Below are 19,467 nucleotides of genomic sequence, written 5' to 3' on the forward strand. Positions count from 1 at the left end.
GGTCTTTTCGTTAGTTTGCTTTATAAAATTGTTGGATAGCTTCGTCGATGTAAACCCAGCCTTTCCAACCTAAGTGCATATGATCTTTTAAGAAGTACTTATCATATTCATGATTTGAGAAGTCAGCAATTGGATAGCCAGCTTTCTTAATTTGCTCATGAACTTTATTGTAGTATAACTCGCGTTTTTCTTTCGGGAAGCCAGCGTAATCATACCAAGGACCTTTTACAGGAACAGAAATGAAGAGTGGTTTTGCACCAGATTGTTTTAATAAATCAAGTACAATTTGTAAATCTTCATACTCTGGTGATTGGTCATAAGCATCATTTTTTAAGTAACCTTCACGTTGCTTTAATTTCTTCTTAATTTTGCTATTGAAGTAATCATCTTCGATACCGTATTCGTTAGAGCCTGATTCTACTGCACCTGTTTGATCAGCATGCTTACGAGCTTCTTCCCAGTTCATTTGTTTCAATGATGGATCAAGCGTTTCTTTATGCGGCTTAATATCAAACATTGCTGTAAATAAATCTTTACGATCTAAAATGTTACGATAAATATAAGCGAAAGGTTTAGCAGCAAGTGCTTTTACTTTATACTTTGTATCATCGTAGGCGATACCTTCAAGCGAAATTTTTAGTAAAGTTTCTTTTTTAACAATCTCAAAGTTTAATAAACGCTTCGCAATTTGTTTTTTCATTTCAGGTTTTAAATCATCGTTGAAAATGAAGTGGTAACCTTGTTGTTTTGAAAAGTTAGGTGCAAAGTGCGTTTCATCAATACCTTGTGGTACAAACCATTGCGGAGAAAGAACGAATATCATTTTTTTATCTTTCAATTGATCCATTGTCGATGCTAAGTTTAATACATGTACAAGGTCTTGTGTTCCGCCGCGTCCAAGCAGGAATGGTGTGAACCCTTCAGGCTTTACTTTGAAATAATTCGATGGATGGAAAGCATCCATACGTGCGAATTCCGATGAACCGTACATCGGAAGATATTTCGGGTCTGCTAACATCTTTTGCTGTAAAATCATACTTTGAATCTTTTCTTCTTTTAAAGAAGTCGCAGCTTGTTCTACTTTTTCATCACTTAAAAGTGGAAGTAGGAAGCGCGTTGGAATAAGTAAGAATACAGCAAAAAGGGCCAATGCTAAAAGCATCGGACCAAATTTTGCTTTGTTCATCGGATTTCTTCCAACTTCTTAATAACCATATTTGGTGTAGCCCACTCATCACGGTCAAAATCAGAAATAGACACTTCAATATCTAAACGCTCTTGGAATTCAACTAATAAAGATACTACAGCGAAAGAATCAAGAATACCTTCTTCAAATAATTGAACATCTAAGTTTTCTTTCACAATATCGTTTTCACATACTTCTTCTAAAATATCTAATACTTGCTCTTTGAATTCTGCCATTTTTAAAATCTCCTTTATATCCGAATATATTATATGTGCAACTTCTTAATGGAATAAGAAGAGTGCATTAAAAGTATCTGTTAAGGTGTCCAGAGAAAATTAGGAAACCGAAACATACAACGTGGAACGTAATTACAATCGCAAGGACGCGTGTAAATTTATTATTTGGCCAAAACTTATGCTTTTTGTTTTTTCGTTCGAAAATATCGAATAAAATAAACAGTGCGGCATGATATAGACCGTAAATAATATACTGAGCAACAGCGCTTCCTTGGATGTGCCAAATTCCCATGATGAAAAAGTTTAAAAATGCACCGATATACGAAATTGTGTAGCGGTTTTTAATTAACTTTTTCTTCGTTGCAAAAAAGACGAAGCGCATGTAAATAAAATCACGGAACCAGAATGATAAACTCATGTGCCAGCGGTTCCAGAAGTCTTTAATATTACGACTAAGGAATGGCTTATTAAAGTTTTCTGGCGTTTTAATTCCCATCATATAACTTACACCAATTACAAATGAGCTATAACCAGCAAAATCGAAGAATAGATATAAGCTATAGCTATACATATAAATCATATTTGAAAAGATTGTATCGTGTTGAGCGAATGCTGGATCCATAAAATATTGCTTTATTAAGTAAGCAATAATAAATTTATACAAGAAACCTTGGAAAATACGATTTAGTCCTGTATATAGTAAGTTTTGATATTCTTCAGCGCTAGGTGGCTTTTGAATATCTTTTTGGAATCTTCGGTAACGATCGATAGGTCCTGTTGAAATCGCAGGGAAGAATAAAACGAATTCCCAGAAGTTAAAGAAAGAAAGTTCTTTAATTAAACCATCACGAACTTCAAATACCATTTGAACTGCTCTAAATGTTACGTAAGATATACCTAGAAAAACAACAAGTTTTAATTCAGGTAAAACGGATGCAAACGGTGCGATTTTTGCCAAAATAAGTGGCAAAATTGATAAAATAACAGCTATACAAAACGTGAATGTACTATTATTTTGTTTTCTTAAAAGTAAATAGCCTTTAATAAGGGCGTATTGCCAAATAATAAATGCAGCTAACATCATTGCTTGCTTCGGTTTATCAGAGAAGATAATAGCAATCATTACTAATGTTAAAACGGCATTATATTTACGCAACATTTTACCTTTTAATCCAGCTATGATAGTAGGTATTAATAAAATGCCCACTATAGCGAAAAAATAAAATGATCCATATGCGGTCATGCTGTAACCTCACTCAATAATTTTTTGCGATCTACCTTTCCATTTGGTGTCATTGGAATAGAAGATTGATACATGAATTTACGTGGAATCATGTAGTTTGGTAAACGCTCATTGAGTTCTTTTTTGATTGCAGATGTTAATTTGAATTCTTTTTCAAACGAATGCTCTCCAGGAACAACAACCGCTAATAAATAATCGTATTTTTCACCTTTTTTAATTGGAACAATAACTGCTCCTTCTACGTAAGAACACGCACGAAGATGATGCTCAATTTCTTCTAATTCCATTCGATAACCATGAAGCTTAATTTGGAAATCAAGACGACCATTATAGAATAGAAGACCATTTTCAACATAGCCAGCATCGCCTGTTTTATAGGCGCGCTCACCGTCAATTATAGTAAATGCTTTTTCTGTTAATTCAGGGCTTCCTAAATATCCAACGCTTACGCTTGGACCGACAATTACGATCTCACCTTTTTCACCATCAGGTGCGATTGTGCCATCTTCTTTCATAATAAGAAGGCGACAGTCTGATTTACAGTAGCCAACTGGAAGTGATTTGTATTGATCAAGCACTTCTTCTGTAACGTGAATACCCGTTACAGCGACAGTAGCTTCTGTTGGACCGTACGTATTCATAATTGTTGCTTTCGGGAAACGCTCAATTAATTTTCTAGCTACTTCATTTGGTAACACTTCACCGCAGAATAAGAATGTTTTCATGTTTGGTAGCATACTCTCAGAGAAAGATGCTTCCATTAAACACATTTCAGCGAAAGATGGTGTCGAAGTCCATACTTGAATATCCGATTGCTCTAAAGAAGCAAACAAGTCTTTTGGACGTGCAATCATATCTTTATCGATTGCCCAAAGTGTACCACCTGTTACTAATGATGGGTAAATATCCATTACAGATAAATCAAATGAGAAAGGTGCTTGGTTTAAGAATACTTGCCCTGTTTGTAAGTTGAAATCTTCTACAGCCCATTTTGTAAAGCTAACAAGGCAGTTATAAGTAATCTGAACCCCTTTCGGATTACCTGTACTTCCTGATGTGTAAATAATGTAGAAGTTCTCATCACCTTTTACCGCATGTTCAGGATTTGGAATGTTCCCTTTATGAGTAAAGAAAATATCTTTTAAGTTGTCTTCACTTACAATGCGAACTGGTAAATCAGTTACAGTTACTTCTGTTTCTGATAAAAGTAATTTCGCACCAGAATTTTCAGCGATACGTTGTACACGATCAGCTGGGATAGATAAATCTACAGGAATGTAAGCATGTCCAGCTTTTACACATCCTAAAAAGTTAATAATCATTTCAGGTTGCATATGGCCATACACCATAATTGGTGAACGATCATCTGGATACTCAGAAGAAATCCAATGTGCTAACGCATCAGAATCTTCCTTTAATTGTTTGTACGTAATTTTCGCATCTCGCCAAACAAAAGCGGTTTGATCAGGCGTTTCTGCAGCCCACTTTTCAATTTGTTCTAATAACTTCATAACGTTCCCACCCTAGAATTCATTGTAAATAAATGTACTTGTGTTTGTATCATGGAATCCATACAACCAAAGTAATGCAAATAAAATTGCAAGGTAATAAACCGTCTTTGCAACCCATTGTGTGAGTGGTCGAGACCATATCTCTTTTAATCTTTCCATGTCTTTCCCTCTCTTAATGAAATAATAGCTCTTTGTAGGTATCATGTCCTACATTATTGTGAAAAAAACAAAATTCCACATTTTAGGTAAAAATAAGACAAAAGGCTCTTTTTTGATATTAGCACTAAATACTAAAAAAGAAAATCCCTAACTTAGCAATTATATTACATTCAGCATGAATTTGTAATGGGTTTGACATGTAAATAGAAAGTAGATTGTGTGAATGTATAAAAGTGGCCTGGGAGAATGTATAGAAATGCAATATTTGTTTGTATCTTTGAATTTTTCATAGTTAATTTATGAATTGCTAAAGTTTCTTAAAAGGAGGAATTTCTGATGAAGAGCGTGTGGAAGGATCTGATTTCAGAAGAAAACATTATTAAATGGAGACGGCATTTTCATAAATATCCAGAATTATCATTTCATGAAAAAGAAACTTCGCAATTTATATATGATACATTATGTTCATTTTCTTATTTTGAAGTAACAAGACCGACTAAGTATAGTGTACTAGCAATTAAAAGGAGTGTGCAAAAAGGAAAAGTAGTTGCTATTCGAGCGGATATAGACGCATTACCAATTCAAGAAGAGACACTAAAGTCCTATGCATCGGTCAATAAAGGTATCATGCACGCATGTGGGCATGATGCACATGCTGCTATTTTGTTAAGTGTTGCAGAGACGATAGCAAATATAAAGGAAGAGTTTGTAGGCGAAGTTCGTCTGTTTTTTCAGCATGCAGAAGAAGTATATCCTGGCGGTGGACAAGAAATGGTTGAGGCAGGTGTTATGGATGGTGTTGATTATGTAATAGGTTTACATGTTATGTCTGGATTGGAAAGCGGAAAGATTGGAATTGTGTATGGGCCGATGATGGCAGCACCAGACGTGTTTACAGTTGAAATTAACGGAAAAGGAGGGCATGCGGCGCGGCCGGAAGAAACGGTAGATCCTATTGCTATTGGAGCACAAATTGTTACAAACTTACAACATATCGTATCAAGAAATACAAGTGCTTTTATGCAAAGGGTAGTTTCAGTTACACAATTTCATGGGGGAATGGCGGATAATATTATTCCAAATGGAGCAACTTTAATGGGAACTGTTCGATCTTTTAATCAAACATTAAGAGAGGAAGCAAAAGAGAAAGTTGAGCAAATTGTGAAAGGAATTACAGAAGCTCATGGAGGGGATTATACATATACGTATCGTTACGGATATGATCCAGTTATTAATAATGAGTACATTACGAAAATAGTAGAAGAAAGTGCGATGAAATTGTTCGGAAATCAGTGTATTGTGCATCTTGAACCTTCTATGGGAGGAGAAGATTTTTCAGCATATTTAAGAAAAGCACCTGGTTGTTTCATTAAAATAGGGACGGGAAATAAAAGTATCAATACTTGTTATCCTCATCACCATCCGAAATTTGATGTGGATGAATCAGCCCTAATTTATGGAGTTGAACTATTTTTAGAGACAACTATAAGGTTACTAGAAACGTATAAAGAATAAAAAAAGGCAACTGCGCTCTATCGCAGTTGCTTCTATTTCTTTCCGTCAGAGAGGGCTGAGAAAGAACTATGCTCATTTATAGTATATGAATAGCTAACGGACAAGCTTGTACATTTTAACTATTTTTTAAAAAATAGTTATTGACTTTGATTATCAATTTCAATTAATCTAAGTGTGTAGATGGAATTGATAATTATTATCAGTTAGATAGATGAGGAACTTTAATGAGAAAAACATTTCACCTTTTACGAAGGGGATTAGAAAATAAAAATAAAGATGTCGATAAGCATATTGAGTGGCAACGAAATGTAATTCGTTCTGAATATGTAGACAAGAAGAATGCAAGTCAAACAGAAAAAGCGATACATAGTAAAGGGAGAGATTCAGTTGAGTAAGTTAATAATGATTTATGCAAGTATGAGTGGAAATACAGAGGAAATGGCCGATCATATTGCGGGTGCGATTCGTGAAACAGAAAATGAGATTGAAGTCATTGATATTATGGATACACCAGAAGCTTCTATATTAGAACAATATGACGGTATTATTTTAGGAGCTTATACTTGGGGAGACGGTGACCTTCCTGATGATTTCTTAGATTTTTATGATGCAATGGATGCGATTAACTTAACTGGTAAAAAAGCAGCAGCATTCGGTTCTTGTGACTCGGCTTATCCGAAATACGGTGTAGCGGTTGATATTTTAATAGAAAAGCTGCAGGAGCGCGGGGCAGCAGTTGTGTTAGAAGGACTAAAAGTAGAATTAACGCCAGAAGATGAAGATGTAGAGAAATGTTTACAGTTTGGAGCTGAATTTGTAAAACACCTTTCTTAATGGCAGAAGGGAGATGAAGAGCAATTGCATGAGAGAATCTCAATTAAAACGATGACAGATTATCATTTATATGATTTTATGCGTTGTCCACATAAATTTTATTTCCGTCATATAAAAAGAAGAGAACCATCTTCATTTGAATGACAACAAATAGCACAAATGATTGTGAATCAAATTATTAACGAGTATTACACACTACCAGCGGGCCAACAAACGAAAATTTTACTTTTAATATTAATAGAGAAATATTGGAAAAAAGTAAGGGTTAATATGTTTGCTTCCAAAGCAGAGTACTATATTGTTTTAGCGAAGTTAACAGATCACTTATTACAGTTTGTTGAACGAGATGAGAGTCAGGCACCGCCGTTATTTTTATATGAGAAGTTTCAAACATATATGGAAGAGTTAGGTGTTCATATTTCATTGACATTTGAAGTTGGTGAGTGGGGCAAACAATCATTTGTAATTAAAAAGTATGTTGTCGACGCGAATGAAGAAATGCTTGCTCTTTGTCAGAAGCTAATGACTGTGTTTAGTTATAAAGCTTTCGGCATTCTTCCAGGAAAAATAGAAGTTATTAATTTAATAGAAGGAACTAAGTATGAGTACATTCCAAAACAAGAAGATATTATAACTGGAATGGATGATTTATTTAGAATGAAAGAAATGCTGCAACAACCTGAGCACTACACAGAGCGCAATTTTCGTTCTGAGTGCATGAGCTGTGCCTTTCGTAGTGAATGCCAAGTGGAAGAGGCAAAAGAGGAAACATCGCAGAAGAAAAATATCGTACATTAAAGGATGCAATTTTGCATCCTTTTTATTATTGACATGAAAAGCTTTTCATCATTTACGGTATATTTGTAGCAGAATTTTAATAAGAGGAGGAATAATCAATGAGAGATGAAACAGCAGTATTTCAATGGTTAAAAGAACAAAATGCTCCTTTTGGAATTCAACTGCAAATTTTACAGGCATTTCAATTGTATAAAGTCATTGTTGAAATGGATAAAAAGTTAATGATGTATGAGGAGAGAGAATATAGGGAGAGAATTTAATCTCGCCCCTGTAGTATTGTTTTAAGCTGTTCTTCATTCTTCTTTAATGTTACGTTGTTGTTTGCTTCGGCGTTATAAATCAAGTTATGTAATAAAGGGCTGTATTGATAAAAGGTAGTGATGCGGTGAATAAGTAATGGATCATGGTGAGAAACAAGTGTACTGTATTGTTCATATACAGATGTAGTAAACTCATGACCGAAATCATAATATAGTCCAGCAAAATCAAAAGCGGGATCGCCAATTTGGGCATCTCCAAAATCGATAACACCTGAAATGGTTTTGCTTTGGTTTTTAAATAAAATGTGATGATGTGTAAAGTCAGCATGAATGATTGTATTTTGAAAGGTAGATTTAGCTATATTGGCAAAGAAATTTTCGAATAAACTATTTAAGGCTGATTTCTGTAATGAAGTAAAACTGTTAGTAAGATATTGATTTAATTTTGTTTGTAGCTCTGTCCAGTAGGTAAGTGTTTTTTCGATAGGGAATCCCAGCGTTTCAACACGTTTTAAAGGAATATTATGTAAAGTCGCAAGGAAAGTGGCTAATTGTGTAATAATTATTGTCCGTTCTTTTTGCTCTAACTTCGTAACTATTTCTGTTTTTAACGGTTCACCGTGAATGAGAGTATAGTAACTACAAAGTGGAACAGCATCAGTATCATTTTTATATAATAGGCAATACTGTGGAACCTCGATTTCTTGTAGCGAATGAGAGAGCAGTTTGCATAGTTCCTTTTCTAAAGGAATTCGCTTTGCACATTCTTGTTTTCGCGGGAAACGAAATAGTAGTTCATCATTTACTATAGCCGCTATGTTATCCCAGCCTTCTTCATTTTGTTTATATGAGTGTATAGAAAGATTAGGCAGAGCTTCTTTTATATACTGTTTGTAAGAGTCCATAATTGTTCCTCATTTCTAAGTTAAAATTAGGGTATTTCAGTTTATGATATCAGAATATTCCCTATATATATAACGCTTTTGGTTTGTTCATATAAAGCGGTAGTTTTATCCCGCTATTTGTCGGGCAGTAAAACTCCCACTTCAAAATTTGGCTGGAGCAGAGAAGTTCGGTGGGAGCCTTACTGCCGGTAAACGCCCGATTGATGTGGGCTAATAATCAGTAGAGGACGAGCAAAATCCTCACTGATTAAAGTTTCACTTTATAGATCAGTATGAGCTATACGTAAATCAGTATATGAATTTGTGAATTTTTTCCTCCTAAATTTTTTTAGACATATTTTCATAAGGTGTTCAGAATACAACAGATCGGCTATTTCTGTTTATTGAACGTATGAAATACACAAACTATAATAATAAATATAAATAACCGACACTATGTTGGTTAAAAAATAGGAGGTACAAAAATGAAAAACCAAGTATCAATAGTAGTTGAACATGAATTGAATGACGTAACACCAGAAATGATTGACTGGTGGTGGGATAATATTGATAACTCTGAACGATATAAACTATGGCACCCAGAAGAACATGTTGATTTTAAGTGGCTAGTTGATCCTAAAGTGCATGGGCATGTAGGAGCCATATCAGCTTCAATCGAATCTGCTGGGGATGGACTAGAGTTCCCGCTAAGAATTAGATGGGAAGATCCTAAAGATTGTCCTATAAATACCCATTACAGCCATGTTTTAATGGGTTCATGTTTAGATGATAATGACGATGTAATTTCACAAGTAATACATCAATACGAAAAATCCGAAAACGGTACAGTAATGACTTCTACATTCATTTTCCCGAAAGGATTACCACCATTTATTAATCTAAGTGGTTTATATAAACACAATGTAGAAGAAATGAGTCAGTTCAGTGAATTTTTACCAAATCTTTTTGAAGAAAATTTGTAAGACAACGTAACAGCGTTACTTTTAATAAGTGACTAACTAGAAAATAAATCGGACCGCACCCTTTTAGATAGGACTAAAATGGTGCGGTCTTTTTAATATCAAATCAATCACTTGCCACTTTACTTCTTTTGGGTAATGTACTCTTCCCTTCAAACGAAAATACCTCCGTTTAATTTACATACTTAGTATGCGAATTAAACAGAGGTGTTTTTTATGTACTACTATTCGGGCTCACTTCAAAGAGCAGAGGGGTCTTAAAGATTTTCATTTTGTTGCCCAAGTTCTTTTTGAGCAATGTATAAGTTTCCTTGCTCCACTTGTTTTAGTGTATGAACAGAATCTCCTGCATATCCTTTTTCTGTTTTAACAGTTCTTTTTGAACGATCAGATTCTTGTTTCTTCATATAATAAGCCACCTTTCATTAAAAATAGACGAAAATAATGAGTACGAGTAATACAGCTGCGAAAATGGTAATGCCCATTAAAAAAGAGGTGTTTTTATATTTAGGTGGCTTATGTACATCTTGCCTGTATCCAGGTGAAATTTCAGGTGCGAATTCTTCATCGAATGATTGTTTCTTTTGTTTTTCGTCCATATGTACCCACCTTTCTTTTTCATTATGTTACACGTTACAAGAAAAAATATGCATGAAGAAAACAGCCGCTATAACATTAGCGGCTGTTTTGTGTTGTATATTTTCTTTGTACTTGAAAGAGACGGATAAGTAGGAAGCTTGCACCAAATGCCAGACCGATAATAAGACCGATCCAATAACCTTTTGCGGCCCAGTCAGTATAAGTTGCTAATATGTAACCAAGAGGTAGGCCTATCACCCAATAAGCGATCAATGTCATAATTAAGGCAACATTTACGTCTTTATAACCACGCAACGCTCCTTGTACTGGAGTTGCAATCGCATCTGAAATTTGAAATAAAATCGCGAATATAAGAAATTCTTTTGCTAAATGATGAACTTTTGCATCTGTCGTATAAATAGAAGCAATTGCATCATCAAAGAAATAAAGAAAAATCGAATACAAAAGAGCGAATGCAAGGGCTAACCCAATCCCGATAAATCCATAGTGTTTTGCATTATTGTATCGTTTTGCACCAACTTCAAATCCAACTGCAATCGTCATTGCCATTGCTAAACTGAGCGGAGTCATATATAACAAGGAAGCAAAGTTCATAGCTGCTTGATGTGCTGCAATAGTTGTTGTACTAAAATTACTCATCATAAGTGTTACTGCAGCGAAAATACTCGTTTCAAAAAAGATAGCAAATCCGATAGGGACGCCAAGTTTTAAAAATGTTTTCCAACTTGCAAGAGAAGGGCGGTATAACTGTTTAAAGATATTAAATGATGCGAAAGGCTCTTTCGTCCGAATAATAATGACTGTAATAATTAAAATGCACCAATATGTTGCTGTAGAAGCGATTGCCGCACCGACACCGCCGAGTTTAGGGAAACCGAAGTTCCCAAAAATTAATAAGTAATTTAATACGACGTTAATTGGTAATGATAGCAATGTAATAATCATCGTTGTTCGAGTTTTTCCTAATGCATCAATAAATCCACGTAAAACAGTGTAAGTAAATAAAGGGATAATTCCAATTGCGATAATACTTAAAAATTGTGCAGCAATACGTTCTACAGGTTCTTCTAAGTGCATGCCGTTTAAAATAGGTGAAACAACGAAGAAACCGATAAAGATGACAACGAAACTAGCACAAATTGCTAAATAAACTGCTTGTATAACAACGTGGGGAACATCCTCTTTTTTCTTTGATCCAATCAGTTGTGCAACAATAGGAGTAGTAGCCATTAAAATTCCTGTTAATCCCGTACTAACTGGAAGCCATATACTCGTTCCGATAGCGACACCTGCTAAATCAGTAGGACTTGCATGTCCTGACATCGTCGTATCAAAAAAGCTCATCGCAAATAATGACATTTGCGTTACAAAAATCGGGAAAAAGAGTAAGACAAATTGCTTTAACTTTTGTGAGAATGAAGTAGTTTCTTTCATAAAATCCCCTTTCAACGTAAAAAACAAACTCTTATTATCATACAATTTAATCAAAAAATAGAAAAGAAATACGCGTATACAACAAATGAAATCAATAAAAAGGATGCACTTTGAAAAGGGATAAGGTATTATGATAAGGTGTGAAAAAATTACATATTCGTTATTAAGGAGGCACTACTTGTGGCTGATTGGTTAATTGGAATAATTATGGGTGCTGTTGAAGGTTTAACAGAGTTTTTACCAGTTTCATCAACAGGACATATGATTTTAACAGGTCATTTACTTGGATTTGACGATGAGAGAGCGAAAGTTTTCGAAGTTGTTATCCAATTGGGATCGATTTTAGCAGTTGTTGTTATATTTTGGAAGCGTTTATGGTCATTAGTCGGAATAGGGAAAGTAACAGATGGACCATCGTTAAATTTATTACATATTATTATCGGGATGATTCCTGCCGGAATTCTTGGTGTATTATTCCATAGTGCAATTAAAGAAGTTTTATTCGGTCCAGGACCGGTTGTTATTAGTTTAGTAGCTGGTGGTATTTTAATGATTGTTGCTGAGAAGTTTTCAAAACCAAGTACAGCGAGAACGTTAGATGAAATCACATATAAGCAAGCATTTACAATCGGGATGTTCCAATGTTTAGCACTTTGGCCAGGATTTTCTCGTTCTGGATCTACAATAAGTGGTGGTTTGCTAGCTCGTGTTTCACATACAGCGGCAGCGGAATATACGTTTATTTTAGCAGTGCCAATGATGGTAGCTGCAAGTGGATTAGATTTAATTAAAAGCTGGGATATTTTAAGCACGGCTGATATACCATTATTTGCAACTGGATTTATTACAGCATTTGTTGTTGCGATGCTTGCAATCGTTTCATTCTTAAAATTATTAGCTCGTGTAAAACTAACACCGTTCGCTTATTATCGTTTCATTTTAGCAGCGGTATTCTATTTCTTCCTTATGTAAGAATAAATTATCGGAAATACCCTATAGATTAGACGCTTGAAGAAGGTCTATTCTATAGGGTATTTCTTTTATAGCAGGAGAAAATAAAATTTTTGCTCTCATTTACTTGTATTTCACTATGTAAAATATGACATAATGATTTTGTTATATTAATATAAATAAAATTTATAGGGTATTTGAGAGGAGCAGTTTAGTGAGCTTTGCAATAGAAATAGTAATTCCAGCACCAATTGATGTTGTGTTTGATTATGTAAATAATGATGAGAAAATAATGGAATGGAGTACCTTTATGGTAGAAAATAGGTATCCTCCAAATGTAGATATAAACAATCCCCGTGAAGGTGATAAATATGTATCTGTGCAAAAGATGGGTAAGAAAATATATGAGTTTGAGGCGGAAATTTTAGAGTGTGAAGCACCTTATATCGTATCAATTGGATGTGAAATGAAGCAAGGTTATACTGCCGTAACTTATATGTTAGAAGAGGATGAAGAAGGTACATCGCTTACTTTAATCGTAGAATTTGAACCGAAGAATTTTTTATATAAGATTATGTACAAGTTGACCGGATGGATGACACGTGGAATATACATGGGTGAAATGGAACGTTTAGCAGAGTGCGTAGATGCTGTATATTCTCAGAAAAAAGGATTGTAATTTTGTAAAATAAAAAGCATGCCGAATTCGGCATGCTTTTTATTTTACTACTTTTTCAATCATGCTTTCCATTACATGTTCCCAAAGAGAAGTATCATCAGCTAAGGTAGCACGGAAATTAGCGTACATTTCTTTTTGTTTCTCTTCGAATGTTGGATCTTCTTTTTCAGGCAATGTAGCGCGCATTGAAGTTACTAACTCTTGTACTTTTGGAGCACGTGGTCCAAAGACGGCTTGTTCATTTCCATCTTTATCAATGAAAATAAAGATTGGAATCGCACGTGCCGTCCCGTTTGTTAAATATTGATCCATTAATTCTAAGTTTTCATCGCGAATTAATAATGACATCTCAATATTTGCAACTTCAGAAATTCGTTTCATAACAGGTACGCATAAAAGAGCGTCACCACACCAATCAGCTGTTAATACGATAACACGCCAGCCATCATTTTGACGTTCTTCTAATACAGGAAGTAATTCATTTGGAATTAAAAAGTTATTGTAAATGTGCAATAGCTCGTATTGATTTACTTTCATTTCATTCACATATGTATCAAAGGACATGCCTTTATCAGCCCATTGCTGTAAGTTCATAAGTAACACCTCTTTAGTATGATTTGCTTTCATTGTACCAATTTTTATATAGAAAAGCTTGTATTCTTACTCTTTCTTATCGCTTAATAATTTATTTAGTGTGAAAAGAAATAGTGCGACACATAGTTCAGCTGTATTTGACATTTGTATGCTCTCTATCCAGTCGTCAGCAGTATGAATGACGAACCAATCTAGTGTAATTTCAATAATGGAGAGAAGAGCAATTGAGAGCGAATTGGGCATACTTGTCATCATTGGATGTAGGAGTACTTTAAAGAAAATGAATATAAAATATGTAATACCATCTAATAAAAGAATAAGTAAAAAAAAGAGTAGGAGAGCTGTTCTTGATGAATATTCTATACCTGTAATTTGAAAGATTCCTACATATACAAAGAATATAAATGCAAAGAATATAGTGAGAATAAGAATAACAACACTAATAATAATAGTCTTATCTATTAGACTGAGATTAGAAATTTTGTCTTCTTCACTCATTATCCCAACTCCTTTTTCTGGAAAATCAATTTCATTGTACCATGAAATATCTGTTAAAAAACTACGGATTATGGGAAAATAAGGTGACAAAAAGTAAGATTTCATGTAAAATTATTAATAAGGTTTTTATTTAACTAAATGAAATAAAAGGGGCTGTCAAAGTTGTCTCAAAATCGAGAGCAATTAATGGAAGAACTATCGACAAATGTTTTTGCTATGTTCCGCACGTTGCGTAATGATATCGGAAAAATATTTGGTGGTTACATACCGTGGAATGAGTTCATCGTCCTTAGAATATTGAATCGTACGAATAAAGAAATGGTATCACGTGTAGCGAATGAGTTAAATGTGTCGAATAGTCATATTACAGCTGTCACAGAAAAATTAATTAATAAAGGTTTTGTAACTCGTTCACGTTCTACGTCAGATCGCCGAGTTGTATATTTGGAGATTACAGAACAAGGGAAAGATTTAGTTGCGAAAATGGAAGGTGCAAAAAAACAATATTTACAAGAAAGATTCTCTACACTTTCAGAAGAAGAAATGAATATAATGATATCAATTTCTAAAAAACTTATTTAATTCATTACAAGTGAGAAAACGCTTACGTAGTGAAGGAGAAGGCCTTCCTTATATGAGGAAGGTCTTCTTTCGTATGTAAAAGATTATAAAAAAGAAAATATGTAACATACTACTAGTAAAGGAAAGGGGGCAGAAATATGACAAATCGAAATGGTAGTAAAGGGAGCGGAAATCAAGGCTCACCGAAATCAGGGCGATTTCAGCAAGAGTTTAGTGCTGAATTTGAGACTGGAAATGATAACAAAGGAAAAGAATATCGTTCGAAAAAAGGAAGTAAATCAAAAAAGGAGTGAATCATTTCACTCCTTTTTTGATTTAAGATGCTGCAGATTGATCCGTATTATATTTTTCTTCTGATTTTGAAACAATCATTGCGCAAATTGCATCGCCAGAAATATTTACAGCTGTTCTCGACATATCAAGAATGCGGTCGATACCAATAATTAAAGCAATACCTTCTACTGGTAGATTTACTTGATTTAAAACCATCGTAAGCATTACTAGTCCAACACCTGGTACACCTGCAGTACCGATACTAGCGAGTACTGCAGTTAATACGACCATAGCTAATTGCGGTAATGTAAGTTCAACCCCGTATACTTGAGCGATAAATACAGTCGCGACACCCTGCATAATGGCAGTACCATCCATATTAATCGTTGCACCTAGTGGTTGTACAAAAGAGCTTATCGCTTTTGGAACTCCAAGTTTTTCTTGTGCAGTTTTCATTGCAAATGGAAGAGATGCATTAGAGCTAGATGTACTAAACCCAATTGCCATTACCGGTCCAAAATGTTTAAAGAAACGAATAATACTTTCTTTTGCCAATACCTTTAATAAGCCGCCGTATACGAAGACACCGTGAATAATGAGTACCAACATAACGACAATCATATACTTGAACATCGCAGCGACGCCTGCAAGACCCATTTTACCAACGGATGAAGCGAGCAATCCAAATGTTCCGATGGGAGCTAATTTCATAACGAGATTAACAAGATACATCATTAATTCGTTGCCCTGTTCAAGTAATGAATGGATACCTTGGACTCGTTTTCCTAAAATAGCTATACCGAGTCCGATCAATACGGCAAAGGCAATAATTTGTAACATGTTTCCATCAGCCATCGCCTTTGCTGGATTATCTGGTACAATATTCAGCAATGTATCAACGAAAGATGTCTCAGTTTTTGCACCTTCATACTTAAGCCCTTCTGTTTTAAAGTTACCGCCAGCCCCTGGTTTTATAATAAATGCGAATGTAACCGCAATGGAGATGGCAACTGCTGTTGTTACGAGAAAGAATGAAATTGATTTTAAGCCGATTCTTCCAAGCTGTTTCGGATCTCCAAGACCGGCAGCCCCAAGTACGATAGAAATGAATACAACAGGAACAACTAGCATTTTAATGAGGCGAATAAACAATTGACCAAGTGGATTGAACACATATTGATTTAATGGCTCAAAAATGGATGGAGCAGCTAAATTTAAAGTGAGTCCAACAACTAGACCGAGAAATAATGCAATTAAGATTGCTTTTGTTTGTTTCAATAAAATCCCCCTTGTTTTTGTGGAATTGCTTTCTAAATTAATTGTACCGAAAAAATACCTATTTTGACAATATTTTCTGAATATTTTGCGCGGAAATATCTATTTGAATATAGATAGGCCGATTTTGTTGAGATAAGCGAAGAGAGTTAAATTATGTATGTGGAAAACAAAATAGGCCATCACATGATGGCCTAGGGAAGGGGACAATTTATGTCAATTTAATTAGGGATGGAAGCTATTCAAGACACTGGGGAATGTCTTATAAATTAGGGAGGAACAGCTTCGATATATATACTATAAAAGATATATGTGACTTTGATGTGTACATAGAGTGAAAGGGAAAGGGAGTTTTAAGTAAGAAGGTAGAGAGAATAAAAAATAAGACCATCATAGGATGGTCAAGGGAAGGGGACAATTTATGTCAATTTAATTAGGGATGGAAGCTATTCAAAGACACTGGGGAATGTCTTATAAATTAGGGAGGAACAGCTTCGATACATATACTATAAAAGATAGATGTGACCTAGATGTGAACATAGAGTGAAAGAGAGAGGGAGTTTTAAGTAAGAAGAAAGAGAGAGTAAAAAAATAAGACCATCACATGATGGCCTAGGGAAGGGGACAATTTATGTCAATTTAATTAGGGATGGAAAGCTGTTCAAGACACTGGGGAATGTCTTATAAATTAGGGAGGAACAGCTTCGATACATATACTATAAAAGATAGATGTGACCTAGATGTGAACATAGAGTGAAAGAAAGAGGGAGTTTTAAGTAAGAAGAAAGAGAGAGTAAAAAAAATAAGACCATCACATGATGGCCTAGGGAAGGGGACAATTTATGTCAATTTAATTAGGGATGGAAAGCTGTTCAAGACACTGGGGAATGTCTTATAAATTAGGGAGGAACAGCTCCGATACGTATACTATAAAAGGTATATGTGACCCTCGTGTGAACTTGGCGTGAAAGATATGGGAATTTGAAAAAGGGGTAAAATAGTTGTTGATGTAAGAGTTATAGTATAAGTGGAGATATAATAGAAAATATTCTTTTGTAAAATGATAGGAATCTGAATATAAATAAAAGTTGAAATCTATGAAAAAAAGGATTATGCTCAACTATATTATGAGAATATAAGGGTTATCCCGCTACTTGTAGGCTCTTAAAGAGTCTTTATTTATGAGGGGATAAAAGCTTCACTTGATAAAGGGAGTTAGTGATATGGAAGTAGCAAAAAAACAAGGGTTGTATAATCGTTTTATACGATTAAATCCACCACAAATTTTAGCATTAGGCTTTTTTTGTTTAATTGTGGTCGGAGGATTGTTATTAAAGTTACCGTTTGCAACGAAAGTACATATTAGTTGGGTAGATGCTTTCTTCACAGCTACGTCGGCAGCGACTGTAACGGGTTTAGGCGTTGTAGATACTGCAAGTACATTTACGATGTTTGGTGAAATAGTTATTATGTTTTTAATTCAAACAGGTGGTCTCGGTCTTATGACGATAGCCATTTTAATTGTTTGGGTATTAGGTAAAAAAATTGGTTTACGTCACCGATTATTAATTGGAGAAGCATTTAATCAAACAAATATTGGTGGTCTTGTGAAATTAGTGAAACGAGTTTTTATTTTTTCTATTTGTATCGAGCTAATTGGAGTTATCTTTTTATCGATTCGCTTTATTCCAGAGTTTGGATTTGGAAAAGGTTTATACTATAGTATTTTTCACGTTATTGCGTCATATAATAATGCCGGTTTTGCGCTTTGGTCAGATAATTTAACAAGATATGTAGGAGATCCTATTATTAATATTGGGATTTGTTCTTTAATTGTAATAGGAGGGCTAGGGTTTACGGTATTAATTGATATATGGTATAGCCGCAGCTTCCGAAAATTATCGCTTCACTCCAAAATCATGATTGTTGGAACGATAGCACTTAACATTATTGCGATGATTGTGATTTTTGTATTGGAATATAATAATGTGAAGACTTTGGGACAACTACCTTTAAATGAAAAGTTATGGGCTTCGTTCTTCCAAGGAATTACACCTCGTACAGCCGGTTTTAACACGATAGATTATGGCGGAATGGAAGAGTCATCGATATTATTTACGATGATACTAATGTTTATTGGTGCAGGAAGTGTATCGACAGGTGGTGGAATTAAGTTAACGACATTCGTTATTTTAATTACATCAGTTCTTTCTTTCTTTAGAAAGAAAGAGGATTTTATTTTATTTCATCGTACGATTAAAATGTCGACAGTAACGAGAGCGTTAGCGATTGTCGTTGCTAGTCAAATACTTATTTTCACAGCGGTATTTGTATTAATGCTTACAGAAGACTTCAGTTTTATTCAGTTATTATTTGAGACAATTTCAGCGTTTGGCACAGTAGGGTTAACAATGGGGATTACTGCGAAGCTATCGGCGTTTGGAAAATGTATTATTATGTTTGTTATGTTTTGTGGATTAATCGGACCGTTAACACTTGTTTTCTCTTTGGCACGACCAGCGAAACAAAAAATTAAATATCCATCAGAAGATGTATTTACAGGATAAGGTATCCCGCATAAAGCGAGATACCTTTTTCATTTTAAAAAAGAGAGAACAATAACCCAATAAGCGCCACTCGGAATAAAATCGCAATGAGTGCAGCGATACCACCTACAATGGCAGCGATACCGCCAGTTACAGTAGCCCCACGATTATATGCGTAAATACCGAGTAAAACAGACACAAGACCAAACAGTGTTGGGAATGTAAATAGCGATAATATTGCTAAAGCAAGAGCAATAAAACCAGCAGTCGATCCAGCTGCAGACGATCTTACATCATCGTTATCTTTATCATCATAATCAATACGCTGTGGTGCAACTTCAGCTGCGTATTCTTCTTTATAGTCACTATAATCACTATCTATTCGATCTCTTTTCTTATATTCATCAAATTTCTCAGTCAAAGTAAGGA

23 protein-coding genes and 1 pseudogene are annotated in these 19,467 nt (G+C 34.7%); 11 read left to right on the forward strand and 13 right to left on the reverse strand.

Features of this window, described 5'->3' with window-relative positions; genetic code table 11:
• Positions 1-10 precede the first annotated feature (10 nt).
• The 5 genes from dltD to LUS72_RS06935 form a co-directional block, all read right to left on the reverse strand.
• On the reverse strand, positions 11-1,186 hold the full coding sequence (gene dltD / locus LUS72_RS06915; protein WP_097831821.1) for a D-alanyl-lipoteichoic acid biosynthesis protein DltD: 1,176 nt from the start codon (positions 1,184-1,186) through the stop codon (positions 11-13).
• Entirely contained in the window at positions 1,183-1,422 is a 240-nt protein-coding gene (dltC, locus tag LUS72_RS06920) for a D-alanine--poly(phosphoribitol) ligase subunit DltC (RefSeq protein ID WP_000807310.1), read from the reverse strand. Before dltC ends, dltD begins: the two co-directional genes overlap by 4 nt.
• A 67-nt stretch (positions 1,423-1,489) precedes the next feature.
• Positions 1,490-2,665 carry a D-alanyl-lipoteichoic acid biosynthesis protein DltB gene (gene dltB / locus LUS72_RS06925; RefSeq protein ID WP_097831820.1) on the reverse strand — a complete coding sequence of 392 codons (1,176 nt, stop codon included), beginning with the start codon at positions 2,663-2,665 and terminating at the stop codon, positions 1,490-1,492.
• On the reverse strand, positions 2,662-4,176 hold the full coding sequence (gene dltA / locus LUS72_RS06930; RefSeq protein ID WP_097831819.1) for a D-alanine--poly(phosphoribitol) ligase subunit DltA: 1,515 nt from the start codon (positions 4,174-4,176) through the stop codon (positions 2,662-2,664). Before dltA ends, dltB begins: the two co-directional genes overlap by 4 nt.
• A 12-nt stretch (positions 4,177-4,188) precedes the next feature.
• Positions 4,189-4,335 (reverse strand): teichoic acid D-Ala incorporation-associated protein DltX, encoded by a 147-nt coding sequence (locus tag LUS72_RS06935; protein ID WP_000440293.1) that lies wholly within the window; start codon positions 4,333-4,335, stop codon positions 4,189-4,191.
• Positions 4,336-4,671: 336 nt separating this feature from the next.
• Between LUS72_RS06935 and LUS72_RS06940 the strand changes: the two genes are divergently transcribed.
• The 5 genes and pseudogenes from LUS72_RS06940 to LUS72_RS06960 all read left to right on the forward strand — a co-directional run bounded on the left by LUS72_RS06940 (position 4,672) and on the right by LUS72_RS06960 (position 7,742).
• On the forward strand, positions 4,672-5,850 hold the full coding sequence (locus LUS72_RS06940; protein ID WP_264448723.1) for an amidohydrolase: 1,179 nt from the start codon (positions 4,672-4,674) through the stop codon (positions 5,848-5,850).
• Positions 5,851-6,074: 224 nt separating this feature from the next.
• Positions 6,075-6,245: a hypothetical protein gene (locus tag LUS72_RS06945; protein ID WP_264448724.1), complete on the forward strand. Its 171-nt coding sequence runs from the start codon at positions 6,075-6,077 to the stop codon at positions 6,243-6,245.
• Positions 6,238-6,684, forward strand: coding sequence for a flavodoxin (locus tag LUS72_RS06950; protein WP_097831816.1), 447 nt, complete (start codon positions 6,238-6,240; stop codon positions 6,682-6,684). The genes LUS72_RS06945 and LUS72_RS06950 overlap by 8 nt, the downstream gene beginning before the upstream one ends.
• 24 nt (positions 6,685-6,708) lie before the next feature.
• Positions 6,709-7,482 (forward strand): annotated as a pseudogene (locus LUS72_RS06955) (hypothetical protein).
• Positions 7,483-7,580: 98 nt separating this feature from the next.
• The gene (locus tag LUS72_RS06960; RefSeq protein WP_097831814.1) at positions 7,581-7,742 is read left to right on the forward strand and encodes a hypothetical protein; all 162 of its coding nucleotides are present in this window, start codon (positions 7,581-7,583) and stop codon (positions 7,740-7,742) included.
• Here the strand turns inward: LUS72_RS06960 and LUS72_RS06965 are convergent.
• On the reverse strand, positions 7,739-8,647 hold the full coding sequence (locus LUS72_RS06965; RefSeq protein WP_264448725.1) for an aminoglycoside phosphotransferase family protein: 909 nt from the start codon (positions 8,645-8,647) through the stop codon (positions 7,739-7,741). The two genes, LUS72_RS06960 and LUS72_RS06965, sit on opposite strands and share 4 nt — an antisense overlap.
• A 464-nt stretch (positions 8,648-9,111) precedes the next feature.
• Between LUS72_RS06965 and LUS72_RS06970 the strand changes: the two genes are divergently transcribed.
• A complete protein-coding gene (locus LUS72_RS06970) occupies positions 9,112-9,609 on the forward strand; it encodes a DAPG hydrolase family protein (protein ID WP_097831812.1) in 498 nt (165 codons plus the stop codon).
• A gap of 254 nt (positions 9,610-9,863) precedes the next feature.
• On the opposite strand, the gene LUS72_RS06975 is transcribed toward LUS72_RS06970, so the two are convergent.
• The 3 genes from LUS72_RS06975 to LUS72_RS06985 form a co-directional block, all read right to left on the reverse strand.
• Positions 9,864-10,013, reverse strand: coding sequence for a hypothetical protein (locus LUS72_RS06975; RefSeq protein ID WP_097831811.1), 150 nt, complete (start codon positions 10,011-10,013; stop codon positions 9,864-9,866).
• 18 nt (positions 10,014-10,031) lie between these two features.
• On the reverse strand, positions 10,032-10,205 hold the full coding sequence (locus tag LUS72_RS06980; protein ID WP_000343684.1) for a hypothetical protein: 174 nt from the start codon (positions 10,203-10,205) through the stop codon (positions 10,032-10,034).
• Positions 10,206-10,281: 76 nt separating this feature from the next.
• Positions 10,282-11,640, reverse strand: coding sequence for an MATE family efflux transporter (locus LUS72_RS06985; RefSeq protein ID WP_097831810.1), 1,359 nt, complete (start codon positions 11,638-11,640; stop codon positions 10,282-10,284).
• Between the two features lie 180 nt (positions 11,641-11,820).
• On the opposite strand from LUS72_RS06985, the gene uppP reads away from it, so the two are divergent.
• Together uppP and LUS72_RS06995 are read left to right on the forward strand one after the other, a co-directional pair.
• Positions 11,821-12,612, forward strand: coding sequence for a bacitracin resistance undecaprenyl-diphosphatase (uppP, locus tag LUS72_RS06990; protein WP_071744808.1), 792 nt, complete (start codon positions 11,821-11,823; stop codon positions 12,610-12,612).
• Positions 12,613-12,805: 193 nt separating this feature from the next.
• Positions 12,806-13,270: an SRPBCC family protein gene (locus tag LUS72_RS06995; RefSeq protein WP_097831809.1), complete on the forward strand. Its 465-nt coding sequence runs from the start codon at positions 12,806-12,808 to the stop codon at positions 13,268-13,270.
• 39 nt (positions 13,271-13,309) lie between these two features.
• Here LUS72_RS06995 and LUS72_RS07000 read toward each other — a convergent pair whose 3' ends face one another.
• Both LUS72_RS07000 and LUS72_RS07005 read right to left on the reverse strand, forming a co-directional pair.
• The gene (locus LUS72_RS07000; RefSeq protein WP_141533333.1) at positions 13,310-13,897 is read right to left on the reverse strand and encodes a thioredoxin family protein; all 588 of its coding nucleotides are present in this window, start codon (positions 13,895-13,897) and stop codon (positions 13,310-13,312) included.
• Positions 13,898-13,930: 33 nt separating this feature from the next.
• Positions 13,931-14,362 carry a regulatory YrvL family protein gene (locus tag LUS72_RS07005; protein WP_097831807.1) on the reverse strand — a complete coding sequence of 144 codons (432 nt, stop codon included), beginning with the start codon at positions 14,360-14,362 and terminating at the stop codon, positions 13,931-13,933.
• Between the two features lie 162 nt (positions 14,363-14,524).
• Here LUS72_RS07005 and LUS72_RS07010 point away from each other — a divergent pair, with 162 nt between their 5' ends.
• The gene (locus LUS72_RS07010) at positions 14,525-14,944 is read left to right on the forward strand and encodes a MarR family winged helix-turn-helix transcriptional regulator (protein ID WP_000081439.1); all 420 of its coding nucleotides are present in this window, start codon (positions 14,525-14,527) and stop codon (positions 14,942-14,944) included.
• Positions 14,945-15,081: 137 nt separating this feature from the next.
• Positions 15,082-15,237, forward strand: a complete 156-nt coding sequence (locus LUS72_RS07015) for an imidazoleglycerol-phosphate dehydratase (protein ID WP_264448726.1) — start codon at positions 15,082-15,084, stop codon at positions 15,235-15,237.
• Between the two features lie 22 nt (positions 15,238-15,259).
• On the opposite strand, the gene LUS72_RS07020 is transcribed toward LUS72_RS07015, so the two are convergent.
• Positions 15,260-16,495: a dicarboxylate/amino acid:cation symporter gene (locus tag LUS72_RS07020; RefSeq protein WP_264448727.1), complete on the reverse strand. Its 1,236-nt coding sequence runs from the start codon at positions 16,493-16,495 to the stop codon at positions 15,260-15,262.
• A 1,220-nt stretch (positions 16,496-17,715) separates the two neighbouring features.
• Between LUS72_RS07020 and LUS72_RS07025 the strand changes: the two genes are divergently transcribed.
• The gene (locus LUS72_RS07025; RefSeq protein ID WP_098361684.1) at positions 17,716-19,059 is read left to right on the forward strand and encodes a TrkH family potassium uptake protein; all 1,344 of its coding nucleotides are present in this window, start codon (positions 17,716-17,718) and stop codon (positions 19,057-19,059) included.
• 34 nt (positions 19,060-19,093) lie between these two features.
• Here LUS72_RS07025 and LUS72_RS07030 read toward each other — a convergent pair whose 3' ends face one another.
• On the reverse strand, positions 19,094-19,459 hold the full coding sequence (locus LUS72_RS07030) for a hypothetical protein (protein WP_000136552.1): 366 nt from the start codon (positions 19,457-19,459) through the stop codon (positions 19,094-19,096).
• Positions 19,460-19,467: the final 8 nt, after the last annotated feature.

Source organism: Bacillus cereus (assembly GCF_025917685.1).
In the GTDB taxonomy this organism is placed as follows: Bacteria; Bacillota; Bacilli; order Bacillales; family Bacillaceae_G; genus Bacillus_A; species Bacillus_A cereus_AT.